The organism is Mycobacterium marinum (assembly GCF_003391395.1).
Classification (GTDB): Bacteria; Actinomycetota; Actinomycetes; order Mycobacteriales; family Mycobacteriaceae; genus Mycobacterium; species Mycobacterium marinum.
Window position 1 is genome coordinate 2,996,608 of the sequence record NZ_CP024190.1, and the last position, 20,071, is coordinate 3,016,678.

The 20,071-nt window shown below is 65.5% G+C and carries 15 protein-coding genes; 10 read left to right on the forward strand and 5 right to left on the reverse strand.

Annotated features, from left to right (window positions below; all coding sequences use genetic code 11):
* Positions 1 to 29: 29 nt before the first annotated feature.
* The 6 genes from CCUG20998_RS12540 (at position 30) to CCUG20998_RS12565 (ending at position 7,773) form a co-directional block, all read left to right on the forward strand.
* The gene (locus tag CCUG20998_RS12540; RefSeq protein WP_038579619.1) at positions 30 to 1,316 is read left to right on the forward strand and encodes a PucR family transcriptional regulator; all 1,287 of its coding nucleotides are present in this window, start codon (positions 30 to 32) and stop codon (positions 1,314 to 1,316) included.
* A gap of 123 nt (positions 1,317 to 1,439) precedes the next feature.
* Positions 1,440 to 1,907: a 2,4'-dihydroxyacetophenone dioxygenase family protein gene (locus CCUG20998_RS12545; protein ID WP_011740993.1), complete on the forward strand. Its 468-nt coding sequence runs from the start codon at positions 1,440 to 1,442 to the stop codon at positions 1,905 to 1,907.
* A 3-nt stretch (positions 1,908 to 1,910) separates the two neighbouring features.
* Positions 1,911 to 2,294, forward strand: a complete 384-nt coding sequence (locus tag CCUG20998_RS12550) for a DUF1330 domain-containing protein (RefSeq protein ID WP_012394326.1) — start codon at positions 1,911 to 1,913, stop codon at positions 2,292 to 2,294.
* A gap of 156 nt (positions 2,295 to 2,450) precedes the next feature.
* Complete coding sequence (locus CCUG20998_RS12555) at positions 2,451 to 3,974, forward strand: MFS transporter (RefSeq protein WP_020728882.1); 1,524 nt, start codon at positions 2,451 to 2,453, stop codon at positions 3,972 to 3,974.
* 9 nt (positions 3,975 to 3,983) lie between these two features.
* Complete coding sequence (locus CCUG20998_RS12560; RefSeq protein ID WP_020728883.1) at positions 3,984 to 6,206, forward strand: molybdopterin-dependent oxidoreductase; 2,223 nt, start codon at positions 3,984 to 3,986, stop codon at positions 6,204 to 6,206.
* 136 nt (positions 6,207 to 6,342) lie between these two features.
* Positions 6,343 to 7,773: a serine/threonine-protein kinase gene (locus CCUG20998_RS12565; protein ID WP_020728884.1), complete on the forward strand. Its 1,431-nt coding sequence runs from the start codon at positions 6,343 to 6,345 to the stop codon at positions 7,771 to 7,773.
* A 28-nt stretch (positions 7,774 to 7,801) separates the two neighbouring features.
* On the opposite strand, the gene CCUG20998_RS12570 is transcribed toward CCUG20998_RS12565, so the two are convergent.
* The gene (locus CCUG20998_RS12570) at positions 7,802 to 8,107 is read right to left on the reverse strand and encodes a hypothetical protein (RefSeq protein WP_036455894.1); all 306 of its coding nucleotides are present in this window, start codon (positions 8,105 to 8,107) and stop codon (positions 7,802 to 7,804) included.
* Positions 8,108 to 8,461: 354 nt separating this feature from the next.
* Here CCUG20998_RS12570 and CCUG20998_RS12575 point away from each other — a divergent pair, with 354 nt between their 5' ends.
* The 3 genes from CCUG20998_RS12575 to CCUG20998_RS12585 are packed head-to-tail and all read left to right on the forward strand — an operon-like array spanning position 8,462 to position 13,528.
* Positions 8,462 to 10,408 (forward strand): primary-amine oxidase, encoded by a 1,947-nt coding sequence (locus CCUG20998_RS12575; protein ID WP_020728886.1) that lies wholly within the window; start codon positions 8,462 to 8,464, stop codon positions 10,406 to 10,408.
* Positions 10,409 to 12,058 carry an APC family permease gene (locus CCUG20998_RS12580; RefSeq protein WP_020728887.1) on the forward strand — a complete coding sequence of 550 codons (1,650 nt, stop codon included), beginning with the start codon at positions 10,409 to 10,411 and terminating at the stop codon, positions 12,056 to 12,058.
* Between the two features lie 24 nt (positions 12,059 to 12,082).
* Positions 12,083 to 13,528: a gamma-aminobutyraldehyde dehydrogenase gene (locus tag CCUG20998_RS12585; protein ID WP_036455648.1), complete on the forward strand. Its 1,446-nt coding sequence runs from the start codon at positions 12,083 to 12,085 to the stop codon at positions 13,526 to 13,528.
* Positions 13,529 to 13,585: 57 nt separating this feature from the next.
* Here the strand turns inward: CCUG20998_RS12585 and CCUG20998_RS12590 are convergent, their stop codons facing one another.
* The gene (locus tag CCUG20998_RS12590; protein WP_020728889.1) at positions 13,586 to 14,911 is read right to left on the reverse strand and encodes a DUF1254 domain-containing protein; all 1,326 of its coding nucleotides are present in this window, start codon (positions 14,909 to 14,911) and stop codon (positions 13,586 to 13,588) included.
* 140 nt (positions 14,912 to 15,051) lie between these two features.
* Here CCUG20998_RS12590 and CCUG20998_RS12595 point away from each other — a divergent pair, with 140 nt between their 5' ends.
* Complete coding sequence (locus CCUG20998_RS12595; protein WP_036455649.1) at positions 15,052 to 17,685, forward strand: FHA domain-containing protein; 2,634 nt, start codon at positions 15,052 to 15,054, stop codon at positions 17,683 to 17,685.
* Positions 17,686 to 17,718: 33 nt separating this feature from the next.
* Here the strand turns inward: CCUG20998_RS12595 and CCUG20998_RS12600 are convergent, their stop codons facing one another.
* The 3 genes from CCUG20998_RS12600 to CCUG20998_RS12610 all read right to left on the reverse strand — a co-directional run bounded on the left by CCUG20998_RS12600 (position 17,719) and on the right by CCUG20998_RS12610 (position 19,913).
* Positions 17,719 to 18,234, reverse strand: a complete 516-nt coding sequence (locus CCUG20998_RS12600; RefSeq protein WP_020728891.1) for a hypothetical protein — start codon at positions 18,232 to 18,234, stop codon at positions 17,719 to 17,721.
* 71 nt (positions 18,235 to 18,305) lie between these two features.
* Entirely contained in the window at positions 18,306 to 19,247 is a 942-nt protein-coding gene (locus tag CCUG20998_RS12605) for a M48 family metallopeptidase (protein ID WP_020725197.1), read from the reverse strand.
* Positions 19,248 to 19,391: 144 nt separating this feature from the next.
* Entirely contained in the window at positions 19,392 to 19,913 is a 522-nt protein-coding gene (locus CCUG20998_RS12610; protein ID WP_020787540.1) for a GNAT family N-acetyltransferase, read from the reverse strand.
* Positions 19,914 to 20,071 lie beyond the last annotated feature (158 nt).

Below are 20,071 nucleotides of genomic sequence, written 5' to 3' on the forward strand. Positions count from 1 at the left end.
CGTCGCGACAGCGGGACTAGATTCCGGCCATGGAGCTACAGTGGCCGCCGGCGTGCGATGCCGAGGCGCAGCGGGTCTGGCGGCGGGTTCTGGTGCCGCTCGCGGCCGAGATGGGTACTCAGGCCGCCGACTTGGCCCAGCGCGCGGTCGCCCGGATGCAAGCCGAAGTGCCGCAATTGTTCCCCGACGAACAGACCGTCAAAGAGAACCTGGTCAGCACCGAAGCCAGCCTTCGCCAGCTGGCCCAGGTGATCGAGGCCGGCGCCGACCCGCGCCAAGTGGAGTTGCCGCCGTCGACCCAGGCCATCGCGCGCGCGGCGGTGCCGCGCCAAGTTGCGCTGGCGGACTTGTTGCGGTTTTACCGGCTGGCTCAGGAGCTGGTGTGGCAGTGGATGTTCGGCCGCATTACCGCCGATTCCCGAGACGCTGCCGAGCAGGCGAAAGCGGTGGAGCTGGCTACGGGATGGATCTTCGGCTACGTCGACGCGGCGTTGATGCGCGCCGAGCGGGCCTATGACGTCGAGCGAGAGGCCTGGCTGCGGGGGGCGACCGTCGCGCGCGCCAGCGCGATCGACGACATCGTCGCCGCGCGCGAGCGCGACCCGCAACGGGCATCAAAGCGGTTGCGCTATGACGTCAGCACCCAGCACCTCGCGGTCATCGCCTGGATCGATAGGTTGCCCGAGGACGGCGATGCTCAGCCGCTGCTGGGCCGGGTGGTCGCCGACCTGGCGCGCGCCACCGCCGCGCAGAGCACGCTGGTGCACACGCTGGGATCGCTGGCGGTCGCCGGATGGATGAGCGGTCGAGGCTCCCTGACCGTGCGTGACGCCCAAGTCGGTGTCGCCGGGGCCCCGGCAGGCGTACGGCTGGCCCTTGGCGATCCGGCGCGGGGACTCAAGGGGTTTAGGCGCAGCTATCTCGAGGCGACGTATGCGCATCGCGTCGCGTCGCTGATGGGGCGACGCGCTGACGCCGTGACGCTGTACCGCAGCGTCGCGGTTGCCGCCCTGGCCAGTGCGGATCGCGACCACGCCGTCTTTTTCGCCACCCGGGTCCTGGGCGGGCTGGCGGCCGCCGACGAAGACACCTATCGGATCGCCACAACCCTGGCGGTTTTTCTGGCCGAAAATCGCAGCCGAACGCGGGCGGCCAAGCGACTCAACGTGCACCCCAACACCGTCAGCTACCGGGTGAATCAAGCCGAGGCGATCCTGGGCCGTGCCGTGGACGCCGACGTCCTCGAGCTGTCGGTGGCGCTGGCGTTGTTGCCGGTGCTGCCCGGGCTGGCGCAGGGCCGCTCCGGGGAATTGTGATCTGAGCACAATCGGGGTCGGCGTGGTTGTCGCCGCGCACCGAGCGCGGGGCTGGCTCTTGCTCCTACGTTTTGCCTCAGCCGCATCGCGGCGGCAAACAGGCACCATGAAGGAGCACGAGAAATGCAGACCCTGCAAGAACTCGACGTCAACTACATGAGCGGCATCGACAACCCATGGATTCCGTTCACCCCGCTCACCGACCAGGTCTTCCTGAAGTACTGGAAGGTCGATCCGGTGCGCGCCGAAATCATCGTGTCGATGAAATTTCCTGCCGGACTGGAACTTCCACCGCACTACCACACCGGCATCGTGGTAGGCCACACCGTGAGCGGGGCGTGGCGGTACCAGGAGAACAACTGGATTTCCCGCGCGGGCGACACCGTCTACGAGGTGGCCGGCTCATCGCACACCCCGGAAAGCCTGGAAGACACCGAGGTGTTCTTCTTCCTGGTCGGCGAGCTGCTTTTTCTCGACGCAGACAACAAGATCCTGTGGCAGGAAAACCACAAGACCTCCATCGAGCGGTACACCAGCTACTGCGCCGCCAACGGGATCGCCTCGCGTGATCTGACCAGCTGGGGTGGGTGACCCATGACCGCCATCGAACCCAACGAGAACCAGCTAGCCACCCTGATGGCGGCAGCCGCCGATCTCGACACCCCCGTGGTCATGATCAACCTGCTGCAGTTCAAACCGGACGGGGTAGCCAACTATCAGCGCTACGCCAAAGAGGTCATGCCGTTTCTGGAAGCGGTGGGCGCCACCATCGAGTACGCGGGCGAAGCCAGCCACGTTGTCGCCGGCGATATCGACCGCCCCTTCTGGGACGCCATCGTCGTGGTGCGCTACCCGTCGCGGGCGGCGTTCGTGTCCATGGTGACCAACCCGGGCTATCACGAGAACGCGCACGTGCACCGCGCGGCGGCATTGCAGAGCACGCATCTGGTGGCCACCGACCCGTGGGTGCAAATCTGACCGGAAGGCCGCCCGGCGGGCCCTGGCCACATTGCCGACCGGCTCGTGACCGCAGCTGTTTCTCGCGCGACTATCGGGGCATCCTGGTGTAGTGAGGGCTCACCATCGCCAGGGCGTGGCTCCCGGGCCGGAGGGACTCGGGGCGAATGCGCTGAGATGACCACCAACGGTCGCGCCATCAGGGGCGGGCTTGCCGATGCAGTCGGCGGTCCGGCCCGGATGCGGGTGATCGTGCTGCTGGCCTTGGTGGTCGGGTTGGAAGGCGCCAGCAACGGCACCATCGGCGCCCTCGCCGTGGCCTTGAAACAGGCCTTCGGGATCACCAACTTGCAGGTCGGCCTGCTGGTAACGGCGTCGACCGCGATCGGGATCGTCGTCATGCTGGTGTCGGGGACGCTGGCCGACCGGGTCAACCGCACCCGCGTGCTGTGGATCACCGTCTTGATCTGGTCGGTGGCCATGGCCCTCGGCGGTATCAGCGCCGGGTACGGCTGGCTGCTGGCCAGCCGGGTCGCACTCGGGGTGGTCGTGGCGGTTGGCGGCCCGGTTGTCGCGTCCCTGATGGGCGATTTCTTCGCTCAGCATGAGCGGGGGCGAATCTACGGCTTCGTCTTGGCGGGTGAGGGAATCTGCACCGCGCTGGGGGTGCTGGTTTCGGGCTGGTTGGCCGCCATCACATGGCGGTTGAGTTTCCTGTGGCTGGCGGTGGCCGGATTGCTGCTCACGCTCGCCTTGGCCAGGACGGTGCCCGAACCCCCGCGTGGCGGCGACACATTCGGCGCGAGTGCGGGCAGCGATCGTCGGGACTGCGCGAACGACACCCTGGCGGCAGCGGTGGTCGCCCAACGCGTCAGCGCGCACCCACACCTCGTTCTGCAGGAGAGCCCGGAAGGCCGGTCCCTGCGCTGGGCGGTGGGCTATGTACTGAAAATTCGGACCAACGTGGCCCTGATAGTCGCGTCGGCGTTCGGATACTTCTTCTACACGGGGCTGGGCACCTTCGCGGTCGCGCTGCTGCGCAGCCGATTCCGGATCAGCCAGACACTGGCGATTTCGTTGATCGCGATCATCGGAGTGGGCGCGCTGATCGGAACGCTGTGTGCCGGGCGCCTCGCGGATTGGTTGATCGGCCGCGGTTACCTCGGCGCCCGGTTGGGCGTCGCCGGCTCGGCATTTCTGGTTGCGGGCGGGTTCTTCGTACCCGCGCTGCTCACCGATAACGTCGTCATCGCCGTGGTGGCGGCCTTCCTCGCGGCGATCGGGCTGGGCGGGGTCAATCCGCCACTGGACGCGGCGCGACTGGACATCATGCACTCCAGGTTGTGGGGGAGGGCCGAGGCGATCCGCACCACCCTACGGTCCGGCTTCACGGCGGCAGCCCCGCTGGTTTTCGCCCTGGTATCCATGCAGTTGGCGCCGCAGCGGCGCGCGCCCGGCCAGGTGGCAACCGCATCGACCGGGCTGACGCAGACGTTTCTGATCATGCTCACCGCGCTGTTCCTGGCGGGCACCCTGATCCTGACGGTGGCCCGGCGCAGCTACCCGCGTGACGTGGCTACCGCGCTGGCCTCCGAGGAGGCTACCGAGCGGCATCGGCGCTCGCAGCAGGGCGCTAAGGCCGCGGTGCTCGACCCCGCCGATCGGCCGGAGCCACTTCCGCGACTGCGCGTAGCGGAATAAGGTGGGTGCATGGCCACGGTCGATGATGACAGGCACCTGCACACGTGCCCGCTTTGTGAAGCCATGTGCGGCTTGGAGATTCGGGTAGCCAACGGCCCGTCCGGCGGTCGGGTGGTCGGCATCCGGGGCAACCGCGACGACGTGTGGAGCCGCGGACACATCTGCCCCAAAGGCGCGTCGTTGGGCGCCTTGCATGACGACCCGGACCGCATCCGGCACCCGATGATCAAGGTCGACGGACAATGGCACGAGGTGAGCTGGGACGCGGCATTTCGCCGCTGCACCGAATTGCTGGCCCCGGTGATCGACACCTACGGCATCGGCGCGGTCACCGCCTACACCGGTAATCCATTGGCGCACTCTTTCTCCCTGGCTCGCTATGCCGGTGTGCTGCTGGGCATGTCCGGCATGCCGGTCACCTATTCGCCGGGCACGGTCGACCAGTGGCCGAAAAACCTCTCGTCGCACCTGATGTACGGGGGCTGGTGGACGTTTCCGGTACCCGACATCGAACGCACCGACCTCCTGGTCATCATGGGCGCCAACCCCGCCGCATCCCAGGGCTCGCTGCTGGCCGCGCCCGACGTAATGGGCCTGATCGACGCGATTCGTCAACGAGGCAAGGTCATCGTGATCGACCCGGTCCGCACGGTCACCGCCGCGCGTGCCGATGAGTGGCTGCCCATCGTGCCCGGCACCGATGCGGCGCTGCTACTGGCGGTCGCACACACGCTGTTTGACGAGGACCTGGTCAACCCGGGGCCCCATGTCGACGGCGTCGACACGATGCGTCGGGTTGCCGCGGACTGGCCGCCGGCCCGGGTGAGCGCGGTCACGGGCATCGAGGAGGAGCGCATCCGGCGGCTGGCTCGCGAGCTCGCCGGTACCCACAAGTCGGTGGTATACGGCCGAATCGGCCTGTGCAATCAGGAGTTCGGCAGTCTAGCGAGCTGGCTGGTCGACGTGATCAACATCTTGACTGGCCACTTCGACACCCCCGGCGGCGCCATGTTCCCCCGGCCCGCTGCCTGGTCTATCACCACGCAACCATTGCCGGGTCTAGAAGGTGGCGTCGCCGAATTCGGTCGCTGGCATACCCGGGTGCGCGGTGCGAAGGAAGTCCTGGGCCAGGCGCCGGTGTCCTGTCTAGCCGAAGAGATCGCCACCCCGGGAGATGGGCAGCTCCGGGCGCTCATCACGATCGCCGGCAACCCGGTGCTGTCCACACCCGGCGGTGACAAGCTCGACGAAGCGCTGTCTTCGCTGGAAGCGATGATCTCCGTTGACCTTTGGCTCAATGAGACGACGCGGCACGCGGATGTGATTCTGCCCGGGCTGTCGCCGCTCGAACAGCCCCATCACGATGATCTGGTGCTGCAATTCGCGATCCGCAGCTTTGCGAAGTACTCCGCGCAGGTCTTCGATCCGGGCGATCGCCCGCACGAGTGGGAGATCCTGATTCGGCTGACCGGGCTGTGCACCGGCACGCCGGCCGAGGACGTCGACGTCGCCGCGATCGATGACGGATTCTTTGATTATCTGGCTTTTACCAAGGGATTTGACGGTGCGGCGATCCGTAAACGCTACGAGCATGACGGCTGGGCGGGCGGGCCAGAGCGGATTTTGGATCTGACATTGCGGACCGGTCCGTTCGGCGATCGCTACGGCCAGAAGCCCGGCGGACTGACGCTGGACATGCTCAAGGCCAATCCGAACGGCATCGACTTCGGACCCATGGTGTCGCAGTTACCGGACATTTTGGGGACCCCGGAGAAAAAGATCCGGCTGGCCCCGCAATACCTCCTGGACGATCTGCCCCGGCTGGCATCCAGAATGGATCGGCCGGCCGAGCAGTTGGTCCTGGTCAATCGCAGACACCTGCGATCGAACAACTCCTGGCTGCACAACGTGCCGGCGCTGATGAAGGGCAAGGATCGCTGCACGCTGCTGATGCATCCGGACGACGCAGCCCGCAACGGCATCACCGACAACGACACCGTGACGGTGAGATCGTCGGCCGGCGAGATCACGGTGCCCGTCGAACTCACCTCGGCGATCAAACCGGGCGTGGTCTCGATGCCCCACGGTTGGGGGCACGGCAAACCGGGCACCCGGCTGGCGGTGGCCAACAGCGCACCTGGAGTCAACACCAACGTGCTGTCCCCGCCCACCTTGCTCGACGAGCCCTCTGGCAACGGTGTCCTCAACGGCATCCCGGTGACCGTGAGCTGACGCCCCGACCTCGTCGGCAAGGCCCGCCAGATGGGCAAAGCGGCTCGCCCGGTGCAGACCCAACCGACAGTCGCGTCGGGCTGAGCGGCCAACCCGCTCTTCGACCTGCTGCGCCCGGGCGGGCTACGATGCGGCCATGCCGCTCGCCGCAGGTTCGACGTTCGCCGGCTACACCATCGTCCGACAGCTGGGTACCGGCGGGATGGGCGAGGTCTATCTGGCCCAGCATCCCCGATTGCCCCGGCAAGACGCGCTCAAAGTCCTTCGGCCCGAGGTGTCCGCAGACCACGAGTACCGCCAACGCTTCCACCGCGAGGCCGATGCCGCCGCAGCCCTGTGGCATCCGCACATCGTTGCCGTGCATGATCGCGGGGAAACCGACGGCCAGCTGTGGATCGACATGGACTACGTCGACGGCACCGATGCTGTGACGCTGCTTCGCGATCGGTACCCCAACGGGATGCCCGGCTCGGAGGTCAGCGAGATCATCACCGCGGTGGCCGAGGCGCTCGACTACGCGCACGACCACAAGCTGCTGCACCGCGACGTCAAGCCCGCCAACATTCTCATCGCGGCGCCGGCCTCGCAGGCCAAGCGGATCATGTTGGCCGACTTCGGGATCGCCGGGTGGGTCGGCGAAGCCAGTGGGCTGACAGCGACGAACATGACCGTCGGCACCGTGTCCTACGCGCCGCCCGAGCAGCTGATGGGCCACGACCTGGACGGAAAGGCCGATCAGTACGCCCTGGCGGCGACGGCATACCACCTGCTGACGGGCTCGCCGCCGTTTCAGCACTCCAATCCTGCCGTAGTGATCAGCCAGCATCTCAGCGCCGCACCCCCGGCGATCGGCCAGCGCCTGCCGGCATTGGCAGAGCTGGACCCGGTTTTCGCCAAGGCGCTGGCCAAAGACCCCAAGGACCGTTACCAACGCTGCATCGATTTCGCGCGGGCATTGAGCCATCGGCTGGGCGGAGTCGGCGATCCCGACGACACGCGCATCTCCCGGCCGGTGGCGGTGGCGGTGCCTGCGGCCAAGAAGTCTCTGGCGCGAGCCTCGGTCATCGTCCCCGCCGTGCTGGCGATCCTGCTGGTCGTAGCGATCGCCGTGGCGCTGCGCGAGTTCGAGCGCGCCGACGATGAACGTGTCGCACCGCCTGCGGCGACCAGTTCCAGCCGGCCCAGCCCCACGGCCGCCAAGACCTCGACAACCACGGCCACCACGACCGCGCCGACGAGCACGTCTACCAGTACGGCGGCCGCGACGACGGAATCGGTGACTCCCGCGCCGGTGGTCGTCATTGGCGCCATGTGTTCCCCGCTCGGCAGCACCGGAACCACAAAAACAGGCGCCACCGCCTACTGTTCGACCCTGCAGGGCACCAACACGACAATCTGGTCGCTCACCGAAGGCACGGTGGCAAGTCCGACGGTGAGCGCCACGCCCGATCCGACCGAGCCGCCGTTACCCATCGATCAGGATTCGCCGATACGCATCTGCATGCAGCAGACCGGCCAGACCCGCCACGAATGCCGAGAGGACATTCGCCGCAGCAACGGCTACTGAGCGGGCTGGTCCGCCGCGGCCACCCGGCCTATACGCAGCCGCTGACGCTGATTCGCCTGCCGACATTGGCGCACACATTCACGTTGGGGGGCGGCGGCGGGGGCGGCGGGTAGTCCTCGGGCAGCGGGGCATATTCGGCGGGCGGCGGAACGTAGGGGGCGATCGCGTCTGCAATGTTGGCGCACCCGCTGACCGATACCCGCCGGCCGGCGTTGACGCACACGTCGGCCTGTGCCGCGCCGGACGGAGCCATGACGGCGAACACCTGTGGAAGGGCGGTAAAGGCCAGCGCCGCGATCGCTGCCGTGGCCGACGGCCGCTTCCAGGGACTCATCGAGATCTCCTTCGCCAATGCCTCGTTACATTCGCTGCCCACTCTAATGACCCGGCTGCGGGCTCCGGTGCGGTTGTGGCTCAGACAACATCGGAATCGCGCCGGCGGAGCTTACCGACACACGGGGCGCTCGGTGTATTGCGTGCGGCGCCAATTACCGGCTATCCGCGGCACTTGTAAGTGGTGAATTTGCGCTGAATTTCGCGCGGTACTTCTTTTCGAGCCATGCCGACAACCCTTGTTCCACAGACTCGGCAGGCCCAGTGTTAACTTGCGGGAAATTGTTGCCGTCTTTGTGAAGATGGCCGCGAACCACAGGTACGTTTTGGGGCCGGGTTTGACACAGGAGAAGCCATGACCGAGACGATCGTCCAGACTTTCCATCCGCTCGATCCGCTGACCGAGAGCGAGTTCCAGCAGGCCGTCTCCGTTGTGCGCCGTGACCGGAATGTCACTGAACGTTGGCGATTCGCCTCGATGGAGCTCGCGGAACCGGGCAAACGAGAAATCGCTGATTTCGAAAACAACGCAGTGGTGCCGGATCGACGGGCTGTCATCGTGTGCTTCGACCGTGACACAAACGGCACCTACAAGGCGCTCGTTTCCCTCTCGGGCGACCGCATTCTCTCGTGGACTTGCCTGCCGGGGGTGCAGCCCAATATCACCCATGATGAATGGCTAGAGGCGGGCGAGGTGCTCCGCAGCCATCCGGCCGTTATCGCGGCCTTGTGCCGACGCGGCATTACCGACTTGGAGAACATGCTGGTCGATGTGTGGGCCTACGGCGACGCCCTGATTCCGGAAGCGTATCGCGGCCGACGGCTCGCATGGTCGGACAGCTGGCTGACGTCGCCAGGTGGCGGGAACCTCTATGCGCGACACATCAAGGGATTTCATTGCGTTATCGACTTGAACACCATGGAATTGCTCGACATCGAGGAAGGCAGTCCGCTCGAGTTCCCGGCCGTCATGGCCGAATATGTGCCTCGGCACATCCCGGAGAATCTGCGTGATTCCAGCGTGCGGGGCGCCCTGCGGCCATTGGAGATCATTCAACCCGACGGTCCGTCGTTCACCCTGCGGGGCAATCATCTGGAATGGCAAAACTGGTCGCTGCGCGTCGGTTTCAACTATCGCGAAGGCATGACACTGCACACCGTTACCTACAACGACCACGGTCGGGTTCGCCCGATTGCCTACCGGATGTCTTTCGCCGAGATGGCGGTGCCCTACCGCGATCATTGCGCTGATCACTATCGTCGGACGGCCTTCGACATCGGCGAATGGGGGCTCGGATTCATGACAACCTCGCTGGAGAGGGGGTGCGACTGCCTGGGCGAGATCCGATATCTCGATGCGGTCTTACACAACAGCAAGGGGGAGCCATACACGATCAAGAATGCCATCTGCATCCATGAAGAAGACAACGCGGTGCTGTGGAAGCACGTCGTATGCGATGGCAGCGCCGAGGTGCGGCGCATGCGCCGGCTCACCGTCTCTTTCCACGTGACGGTGGCCAACTACGAGTACTTGGTTTACTGGCGCTTCTACCAGGATGGCAACATCGAATGCGAAATTCGTGCAACCGGTTTGATGGTGACCACGAACTTCGACAATGGTCAGGCGCACGCATCGGGCACGTTGGTCGACGAACGAACTTATGCCCCGTATCACCAACATTTTCTTACCGCGCGGCTGGATCTGGACATCGACGGCACGGACAACACCGTGTACACGAGCGAGACGGAGATGGTGCCTACGGGACCGGATAACCCCTACGGTTTGTCGTTGCGCCAGAGGAACATCCCGCTGCGCACCGAGGAAGAGGGCAAACAGGACTACTGCTGGGAGACCCAGCGGGCGTGGCGGGTGGTCAACGAGAACGTCACCAATGGGCTGGGCACCCACCCGTCGTACAAGCTCGTCGGGGGTGCGGCCATTCCGCCGATGTTTGATCTCAGGTCGCCGGTACTACGCCGGGCGGAGGCCATCACCCATACCGTATGGGTTACGCCCAATCATCCCGACGAGCGTTGGCCAGCGGGGGAGTTCGTGAACCAGAGCGGTCCGGGACTGGGGTTGCCCGCGTGGACTGCGGCCAACCGGTCGATCGAGAACACCGACGTGGTGGTGTGGTACACGTTCGGCATCCACCACATAACGCGACCGGAGGACTGGCCGGTGATGCCGGCCGACACCGTGTCTTTCTGGCTTAAGCCTGTTGGATTTTTCGACCGCAACCCGTCGTTGGATGTCGCGCCCACGGCAGCCGCAACGTGTCATGGCGAAGGTGGTTGCTGAATGACAGACACCCCGGCGCCGCCGCTCTTCGCCCGTGGTCCCAAAGGCAACAAGCTGAAGGTGCAGCCGATCGTGCCTCAGCTCAGCAACACCGCGGCTGAGGGGGTGGTATCCAAGGGCCTGGCCAAGGGGGCCGTTGGCACCGTCTCGGGGGCAATCCTCGGTATCGCGTGTGTGGCACCCGGCTACACGTTGACGGCCAGCATCGGCTTGATCGTTGCCGCGGTCGGGCTCAAGATGCCGGCGATATTTGTATTCGGATTTATTCCGATGTTTTTGACCGCGTTCGCCTATCGCGAATTGAACGCCGACACTCCGGACTGTGGAGCGTCGTTCACCTGGTCCACCAAAGCCTTCGGACCCTACGTGGGCTGGATGTGCGGCTGGGGCATGGTGATCGCGACGGTCATTGTGTTGTCGAACCTGGCTGCGGTCGCGGTGCAGTTTTTCTATCTGCTGATCGCCGGCCTGTTCGATAGCCCAGGGATCGCGTCCCTGGCCGCAAACCGATGGGTCGATATCGCTTCCACACTGGTGTTTATCGCCGGGGCGACTTGGGTTTCCAGTCGTGGCATCCAAACCAGCGAGCGGGTGCAGGGACTATTGGTCATCTTCCAGATGACGGTGATCTTGGGTTTCGGGGTGGTGGCCATCATCGGCGCGGTGCGGGGCCATGGCCCCGCGAATCTGAGCTTCGATTTCAATTGGTTCGACCCGTTCAGCGGGCTCGCGATGGGTGCGTTCGTCATTGGGGTGACCGGTTCGATTTTCTCGTTCTGGGGCTGGGATACGTGCCTGACCCTGGGTGAGGAATGCACCGACCCAAAGAAGGTTCCCGGACGCGCCGGTGTGCTGTGTGTGGTCAGCATTCTGCTGACATACCTGCTGGTGAGTGTGGCGATGATGATGTACGCCGGTGTCGGTTCGCAGGGACTGGGGTTGGGCAACCCGGTTAATTCCGAGAACGTGTTCGGCGCACTGGCGCGACCGGTGCTCGGTCCGTGGGGTAGCCAGTTGCTGTTTCTGGGCATCCTGGCGTCCACCCTGTCGAGTTTGCAGACGACGTTCCTCCCGGCGTCGCGTTGCATGCTCGCCATGGGCGCCTATCGGGCATTTCCCCAGCGGTTCTCGGCGGTGAGCTCACGTTTCCAGGTGCCGCTGTTCAGCACCATCGCGGCAGCCATTGCTTCGGGTGCCTTCTACACCCTCGCCAGGTTGCTATCGGAGCGAACCCTGTTGGACACCATTGCGGCCCTCGGCATGCTGGTTTGCTGGTATTACGGAATTACCGCCTTCGCCTGCATGTGGTATTTCCGCAAGGAACTCTTCACGTCTTTGCGCAACGTCGTTTTCAAATTCCTTTGTCCGCTGCTCGGCGGGATGATGCTGTTGCTGGTCTTTGTTGTTTCGGTCCGCGAAAGCATGGACCCGCAACATGGCAGCGGCGCGTCGATCGCAGGCGTCGGGCTAGTCTTCTACCTTGGCTTCGGCATCCTGTCGCTCGGCGCGGTGCTGATGGTGGTCATGCGAGTGCGCCAACCCGGCTTCTTTTTGGGTCACACGCTGACGCCGTCAACCCCTGCCCTCACCGACGACGCCGCCATCGCCACCGCTAGCCATCCGGACGCCGGTCCGGACCAACATCATTGAGCGCTACTCGTAGAACGGGACACCATGGTGGAAAAGAAGGTTTTTCACAACATCATTGGCGGAGAAATCCAGGCAACGCCGGACGGAAACACGATGGATATCGTCAACCCGTCGACGGGCGAAGTCTATGCATCGGCGCCGAATTCCTCTGGCAAAGATGTCGATGACGCGTTCACCGCGGCGGCCAAGGCGTTCGAGTCGTGGCGTTGGTCCACCCCCAGCGAACGGCAGCGTGCGCTGCTGCGGCTCGCCGACCTCATCGAGGACAACGCCGAGGAACTTGTCGCGCTCGAGTGCGAGAACACGGGCAAGCCAATGTCGTTGACCATGTCGGAGGAAATTCCGCCGATGGTTGATCAGATCCGGTTCTTCGCCGGCGCGGCGCGGGTTCTGGAAGGCCGCTCACAGGGCGAATACATGCGTGGGCACACGTCGTCGATTCGACGGGAGCCGGTGGGCCCGGTTGCCCAGGTAGCGCCCTGGAATTACCCGATGATGATGGCGGTGTGGAAGTTTGCCCCGGCGCTGGCCGCCGGCTGCACCGTGGTACTCAAGCCTTCGGACACCACGCCCGCGTCGTCCTACTGGATGGTCGAGAAGATGCAGGAGATCTTCCCGCCCGGGGTGTGCAACCTGGTGTGCGGCGACCGCGACACCGGTGCGGCACTGGTGGCGCACCCGGTGCCACAGCTGGTGTCGATCACCGGCTCCACCAGGGCAGGTATGGCGGTGGCGGCCAGCGCGGCCAACGACCTCAAACGTGCGCATCTCGAGCTGGGAGGCAAGGCGCCGGTAGTCATCTTCAATGACGCCGACATCGCGGCGGCGGTGGAGGGACTTACCGCGGCAGGCTATTTCAACGCGGGCCAGGATTGCACCGCCGCCACTCGGCTGATCATCCAGGACGGCATCTACGACGAGTTCCTGTCGGCGATGGCCGAGTCGGTGGCCGGCACCAGGACAGGCTATGACCCCGCGGATGAGGACATCTTGTTTGGTCCCATCAACAACAGCAACCAGATGCGCCACATCGATGGCCTGGTGTCCCGTGCACCGGCGCACGCCCGAATTCTTGCCGGCGGCAAGCAGAAAGACTGCGCGGGCTTCTTCTACGAGCCCACGTTGATTGTCGACCTGCAACAGGACGACGAATTGATTCAGACCGAGATCTTCGGCCCGGTCGTCACCGCGCAGCGTTTCAGCGACGAGCAGCAGGCCCTGTTTTTCGCCAACGGCACCGAATACGGTCTCGCATCCTCGGTGTGGACCAAGGACGTCGACACCGCCGCACGCATGGGAGCACGGCTGGACTTCGGGTGTGTGTGGATCAACACCCACATTCCGCTGGTTGCCGAGATGCCGCACGGCGGTTTCAAGCACTCCGGCTACGGCAAGGACCTGTCCATGTACGGGTTCGAGGACTACACCCGGATCAAGCACGTGATGCACTATCACGGATTCGAGGGCTAGACACCGCCGCAGCCGCGGCGGCACCTCTGGGCGCCAAGGCCACGGCCGATGTTTGAGTCAGGCCTTGCGCACCGGGGGTGGCGACCATTCGCCGGCGACCACCTCGGGCCTCGGCGCGTACAGCCGCATGGTCACGCCCAGCGGGCCCAACGGGGCCGGGAGCCAGTTCGACTGGCGCTCGGGACCGGGGTCGGTGTGCGCGAGATAGAGGTCCAATGAGCCGTCGTCGTTGTAGCGCAGCTCGTCACGGTCGCCGATGGCGAATCGGTTCAGCTCGTTGGCCACTTGAAAGCCTTCGGCGTCATACATCGTGACCGACCAGAATGCGTCCACCGGGGGTAGCTTGTCCGCGTCGAAGTGGATGACGTAGTCGTGTTCGCCGGCCAGCGGATCTCCGTGCTCATCGGTGGCGAGGAACGGGTATACGGCGTCCTCGGCGGGGTTGGCTCCCAGACCGATGAGGGCCACCACCGCGCGTCGTAGGTAGTTGTTGCCGTAGACGCCCATGCTCTCGGTCAGGCTGATCCAGCCGTCGACGTTGGCCCCAAGCTTGGTGGCGCTCTTGAGGATGTCGTTGAGCGCATCGCTTCTGCCGCGCTCGAACTCTGCGACTTGGTCCGCGTTGAACCGGCTCGCATCGAACGGGCTTCCCGCTTCGATGCCGAGGTTGGCCAGCCGGGCAAGCACGGAGTAGTCGGTCGGGTGTGGTGGATTGACGCCCAGCAGATCGGCCGCATACGAGAGGTAGTCCAGCGCTGCCATGCCGTTGACGATTCTGGGCGGCTCGGTAGTCGGGTCAAAGTCTGGTCGCTTGTCTCCCGCACTGGCCTGCGCCCCGCTGCCGAGCTCAGTGAGGGAGTAGCCGTCCTGTACCCGGTGAACGGCCGGGTAGTCGGCTGGCCCGTTGGTCTGGGTGCGGCCGATGATCCAGACAAACGGTGTCGGCGCGGCCACGACCGTGGTTGGGCGCGGTTGTTCGCCGCTTTCGCCGTGGTAGCCAGGGCCGGCGATCACGAGATCAAGTGGACCCGTCCCGCTGGTGCGCTTGCCGGGATTGGCGAAAACGTCTGTCCACATGTCCAGCATCGGCAGCATGTAGTAGCGATCGTCGGTGTCCGCCGACTGCAGGCGGACCGGACCGTTGCGCAGGTCCAGCCAGGCCGAGGAGTACAGCGTGTCGAAGTTGGGCCGCACCACCGCGCGGAAGTCGGCCGACGGGAACGCCCGCATGTGCGAGAAGTGATTGGGCGGGCCGGCGCCGGGGCCGGTGCCGGGTGCCGCGTTGAGGGCCTGCAGTCGCGTCACATCCATCATGACCAACGGATAGAAGTAGATGAATGCTTCGTAGCTGAGCGTTCGCAGGCCACTGGACAAGGTGCTCACGATCTCTCCTCCGGGAGGCTCCGTAGACCGACCATATGACGTGCCGCGTGAAATGTCAGTGGCCGCGGCGGATCGGCGCGGCTAACACATATCCGCGCCCTGTTCTGCCCGGAGCGCCGGTGCCATTACAGTTGGTCCCGATGACCCAAACAGCCGCCCCGCCGGTGCTGACCGTGCGGTACAACGGAGCTGAGCGCACCTTCGCCGCAGGCCACGACGTAGTCATTGGCCGTGATTTGCGGGCAGACGTCCGCGTCGCGGACCCGCTGATCTCACGGGTGCATCTGCTGCTGCGCTTCGATCAAGGCCGATGGATCGCCATTGACAATGGCAGTCTCAATGGGCTCTACATCAACAACCGGCGAGTACCGGTTGTCGACATCCAAGATGGCCAGCGGGTCAACATCGGCAACCCGGATGGTCCGGCGCTGGACTTCGGAGTCGGCCGCCGTCAGCAAGGTTCGGTCGGGCGCCCACCGCCAACCGCGGTCATGCAGGTGCCCCCGCCCATGCCCAGCGGGGCATGGCCCAGCCAGGCGCCCCCGCAAACCGGCTCGCACCGGCCCGTTCCGCCGCAGCCGGCCCCGCCGACCACGCGGATGCCGGCTCAACCTCCCAGCGGACCGCAGCACGTGCAGCCGTCGGCCCAGCAACCGCAATACCCCAGCGGCCCGCAGACGTCGCGGTCGCAAACCGGCGCTCAGCCGGCCCCGCAGATATACCGGCCGCCGGGGGCCAGCCCGGCGCCCCCGGCCCCCCTCGTGGTCGGGCGCGCGCCCGGCGAAACCGGCAACATAGCCACCTCGATGATGAAGATTCTGCGTCCGGGCAGGGCGGCGGGCGAATTGCCGCCGGGAGCGGTGACGATCGGCCGCGCCGACGACAACGACATCGTCATTCCCGAGGTGCTGGCGTCGCGTCACCACGCCACCCTGATCCCGACACCGCAGGGCACCGAGATCCGGGACAACCGCAGCATCAACGGCACATTCGTTAACGGTGCCAGGGTCGAGGCGGCACTGCTGCATGACGGCGACGTCGTCACGATCGGCAACATCGACCTCATTTTCGCCAATGGTGCGCTGGCCCGCCGCGAAGAGAGCCTGCTCGAGACGCGCACCGGGGGCCTTGACGTGCACGGGGTGACGTGGACGATCGAGGGCAACAAGACGCTGCTGGACAACATCTCGTTGGCGGCACGCCCGGGGATGCTCACCGCGGTCATCGGCCCGTCCGGTGCCGGCAAATCAACTTTCGCCAGGCTGGTCGCCGGGTACACGCACCCGACCAACGGCACGGTGACTTTTGAAGGCCACAACATTCATGCCGAATACGCCTCCCTGCGCAGCAGGATCGGCATGGTGCCGCAAGACGACGTGGTCCACGGTCAACTGACGGTCCGGCAGGCGTTGATGTATGCGGCCGAACTGCGGCTGCCGCCGGACACCACCAAGGAGGACCGCGAACAGGTGGTCGCCCGGGTCCTCGAAGAGCTGGAGATGTCCAAGCACCTCGAGACGCGGGTCGACAAACTGTCGGGAGGTCAGCGCAAACGTGCATCGGTGGCCCTCGAACTGCTGACGGGACCGTCGCTGCTGATCCTGGATGAGCCCACATCCGGTCTGGATCCGGCGTTGGACCGGCAGGTCATGACCATGCTGCGGCAATTGGCCGACGCCGGTCGTGTGGTGCTGGTTGTCACTCACTCACTGACCTACCTCGATGTCTGCGATCAGGTTCTGTTGCTGGCACCGGGCGGCAAGACGGCGTTCTGCGGGCCGCCCAGCCAGATCGGTCCGGCCATGGGGACGACCAACTGGGCCGACATCTTCAGCACGGTCGCCGACGACCCGGAGGGGGCACAGGCGCGCTACTTGGCGCAGACGGGGCCACCCCCGCCAGCGCCGCCGGTGGAGCGCCCTGGGGAGCTGGGCGGCGACCCGTCGCACACCAGCTTGTTCCGCCAGTTCTCCACCATCGCCAGACGCCAGATGCGGCTGATCATCTCGGACCGAGGCTATTTCATCTTCCTGGCGATATTGCCGTTCATCATGGGCTCGCTGTCGATGTCGGTACCCGGGGACGTCGGCTTCGGCATGCCCAATCCGATGGGGAACGCACCCAACGAGCCGGGTCAGATTCTGGTGTTGCTCAATGTCGGTGCGGTCTTCATGGGGACCGCGCTGACAATCCGAGATCTCATCGGCGAGCGGGCCATCTTCCGGCGCGAACAGGCGGTCGGCCTGTCCACCACCGCGTACCTGCTGGCGAAGATCTGCGTCTACACGGTGTTTGCGGTCGTTCAATCGGCGATTGTCACCATCATCGTGCTGATCGGCAAGGGCGGTCCCACCCAGGGCGCCGTGGCGCTGGGCAAACCTGGGCTCGAACTGTTCGCCGACGTCGCCGCCACCTGCGTCGCTTCAGCGATGCTCGGACTGGCGCTATCGGCGGTGGCCAAGTCGAACGAACAGATCATGCCGCTGCTGGTGGTCGCGGTGATGTCGCAGTTGGTGTTCTCCGGCGGCATGATTCCCGTCACCGACCGCCTGGGGTTGGACCAGATGTCCTGGGCCACACCGGCACGATGGGGATTTGCCACCTCGGCCTCGACCGTCGACCTGATCAAACTCGTGCCCGGTCCGCTGACTCCGAAGGATTCGCACTGGCATCACACGGCTGGTGCCTGGTGGTTTGACATGGCCATGCTCGCGTTCATCAGCTTGTGCTACGTCAGCTTCGTGCGGTGGAAGATTCGCCTCAAGGGCGGGTGATCGGCCGCGGGGTCGGGTTCCTGGCGAACCGGCCTAGCGTGGATCCAGTGGTTGGTGGCGCTTGCGCAAGGCCGTGTAATGCAAGACCAGCGCGGTGACCACGCCATATCCGAGGTGCGGGACCAGATCACTGATCCAGCCGACGAGGCCCCAGGTCCTGGGGTCGGTCACCCCGAGCAGGGTCATCGGTCCGTTGGTACCCACCAGGGCGAGGGCCGTTGCGACCAGCATGGCCACCAGCAACCGCGGCCGCCAACCCAGGCCGTAGGCAAGCCCAAGAACCAGGCCCATCCCAATCCCGGCCGCGTAGCCGGTCAGCGCGCCGAGACCGGCGACGCGGTTGGCCAGCACGTCCCCGGTACCCGGAACCGTCAGGTGCAGCAATCGCGCCATGGCATTGACGGTGTCTTCCGGGGTCGTACTGGTGGAGCGGCCCCGCACCGCGATGTCCAGGTAGGCGATCACATTGAGCGCGGTGGTGCCGGCGGCGCCGGCGATCGCTCCGCTGGCCAGTCCCGCCCCCAACTGGCCCATCGATATGGATCGCACTGCCGCTGCCTCCTGCGTTGCCGGACCGGATGATTCCCGTGCCCAGGCTATTGAACGCGAGGCTGGGGGGACTACCTGGCCCATCCGCCGTCGCCGGGGACCGCCCAGGCCGTCGGCGGCACCGGGGCCGGCTGTTTGGGCCGGAAGAACAGCGAACCCGCAACCATGCGGTTGCGCAGCGCGGCTGCGCGCCAGGTGTTCACCGGATGCGAGGACACCATGTTGGCCAGCCAGACGAAGAACCCGGTCTCGGACCCGGCCCGGTCGGCCATGCCGTCGAAATCCACCGACCGGAGCAGATACTTTCCGGCACTGAGCACACCGATGGCCTTGCGGGCACCTGCGGGACGGAACGCGTAGCCGTAGTTGTCGGCGGTGTACTCCATCGACCGCGACAGGGTCGGCCCCAACAGCGGAACGCGCATCGCAAGTTGCATCAGCTGGCGCCAGTACGAGGCATGCCCGGCCGCGATATGGCCGACCTCATGGCCGATGATGAAGGCGAGCGCCTCGGGGTCGCGGGCTTGACCGCCGATTTCGAACAGGTCGCTGTACACCACGACGTAGCGGCGAAAGCCGTGCCCGCTGGAGAAGGCGTTGATCAGCCCGTTGCCCAGCACCACGTAGGCGTCGGGAACCTCGCTGAGCCCGAACCGGCGGGCCGCCTCGACGACGAGCCAGTAGCCTTCGGCGAACTGGGTCGGTGACATCTTGACACCGTTGGCGCGCTGCTTGCCGTAGGTCAGCCCGCGCAGCGCGAACAGCACGATCGGCGTGGCCACGATGGAAATCCAGAGCAGGCTGGACTTGCCCGACAGCACCACGGCGGCCGCGACCAGGTAGAGCAGCACGCTGGACACGATGACCAGCACCAGCAGCCCGATTTCCCACGGGTGGCGTCTGGGGTGCTCCAGGTACCCGGTGGGACCCGGGGGCGATCCCGATGGGGTGCCGTAGAACGAGGCGGGCAAGTGCGGGTAGGGGTGGCCTGGCGGCGATTCCACAATGGCCATGGGTGGTCTCGGGCTCCTCGCTGTGGTCGATCGGTTCTGGTCGACTGCACCTTGCCGCTCGGTCCTTGGAGGATTCTTGGTAACTCCTTGGTGACACGAAACCGCAGATCAGCCACCGGGCGACCGCCGCGGTGAGGTCAGGATTCAGCTCTGGGATCTCGAGCGGTGCAGCGTGAAGCCAATCTGCGGTATGACCAGGACCCCGGGTACCAGCGTCCAGGCGAATGAACGGCCATCGAGCTGGAAGCCGTTCTTCTGATAGAACCGTCGCGCTCGATAGTTCTTCTCGGCACACCACAAGACCGCGTCATGTGACGGCGCCGAGTTGAGCGCATTGGCAAGCAGCAGGCCGCCGATGCCCCGGCGATCATTGCCGGCGGCGACGTAGAGCGAGTCGATCTCCAGCTGATCCGGATTGTCGGGCTCCGGCCCGAAAATGCTCATCCCGACGATCTGGCCGCCCGACTCGGCTAGCCACATGGACCAGCCGGCTCTGGCGAGCCTGCGCGGGTACTCCTCGTCGATCCACTCCTGCCAATCGAACAGATCGAGGGTCTCGGGCGTCATGATGCCGCGGTAGGAAAGCCGCCAGCTCGGGTAGTGCATCTGCGCGACGTTGTGGTAGTCCGCCGGCTCAGCTTGCCGGATCGAGATACCGTCGGGCATCTCCGTCACGCTTGCTCCCATGGTTTGTCTGAGCCACGGACAATACTGCCCGCTACCGTCTTCGACCCGACTTTCGCGCGCAGTTGCACGATTACGGGTTTGGGGGAGAGTAGCGCAGCATCCGAGGGACACCTGGCGAACGGGGTATCTCGGTTGTC

What these genes read in the sequence shown, in the direction of transcription:
- CCUG20998_RS12540 (WP_038579619.1), top strand. Translation starts at nt 30, where the DNA reads ATGGAGCTACAGTGGCCGCCGGCGTGCGATGCCGAGGCGCAGCGGGTC.
- CCUG20998_RS12545 (WP_011740993.1), top strand. Translation starts at nt 1,440, where the DNA reads ATGCAGACCCTGCAAGAACTCGACGTCAACTACATGAGCGGCATCGAC.
- CCUG20998_RS12550 (WP_012394326.1), top strand. Translation starts at nt 1,911, where the DNA reads ATGACCGCCATCGAACCCAACGAGAACCAGCTAGCCACCCTGATGGCG.
- CCUG20998_RS12555 (WP_020728882.1), top strand. Translation starts at nt 2,451, where the DNA reads ATGACCACCAACGGTCGCGCCATCAGGGGCGGGCTTGCCGATGCAGTC.
- CCUG20998_RS12560 (WP_020728883.1), top strand. Translation starts at nt 3,984, where the DNA reads ATGGCCACGGTCGATGATGACAGGCACCTGCACACGTGCCCGCTTTGT.
- CCUG20998_RS12565 (WP_020728884.1), top strand. Translation starts at nt 6,343, where the DNA reads ATGCCGCTCGCCGCAGGTTCGACGTTCGCCGGCTACACCATCGTCCGA.
- CCUG20998_RS12570 (WP_036455894.1), bottom strand. Translation starts at nt 8,107, where the DNA reads ATGAGTCCCTGGAAGCGGCCGTCGGCCACGGCAGCGATCGCGGCGCTG.
- CCUG20998_RS12575 (WP_020728886.1), top strand. Translation starts at nt 8,462, where the DNA reads ATGACCGAGACGATCGTCCAGACTTTCCATCCGCTCGATCCGCTGACC.
- CCUG20998_RS12580 (WP_020728887.1), top strand. Translation starts at nt 10,409, where the DNA reads ATGACAGACACCCCGGCGCCGCCGCTCTTCGCCCGTGGTCCCAAAGGC.
- CCUG20998_RS12585 (WP_036455648.1), top strand. Translation starts at nt 12,083, where the DNA reads ATGGTGGAAAAGAAGGTTTTTCACAACATCATTGGCGGAGAAATCCAG.
- CCUG20998_RS12595 (WP_036455649.1), top strand. Translation starts at nt 15,052, where the DNA reads ATGACCCAAACAGCCGCCCCGCCGGTGCTGACCGTGCGGTACAACGGA.
- CCUG20998_RS12605 (WP_020725197.1), bottom strand. Translation starts at nt 19,247, where the DNA reads ATGGCCATTGTGGAATCGCCGCCAGGCCACCCCTACCCGCACTTGCCC.
- CCUG20998_RS12610 (WP_020787540.1), bottom strand. Translation starts at nt 19,913, where the DNA reads ATGCCCGACGGTATCTCGATCCGGCAAGCTGAGCCGGCGGACTACCAC.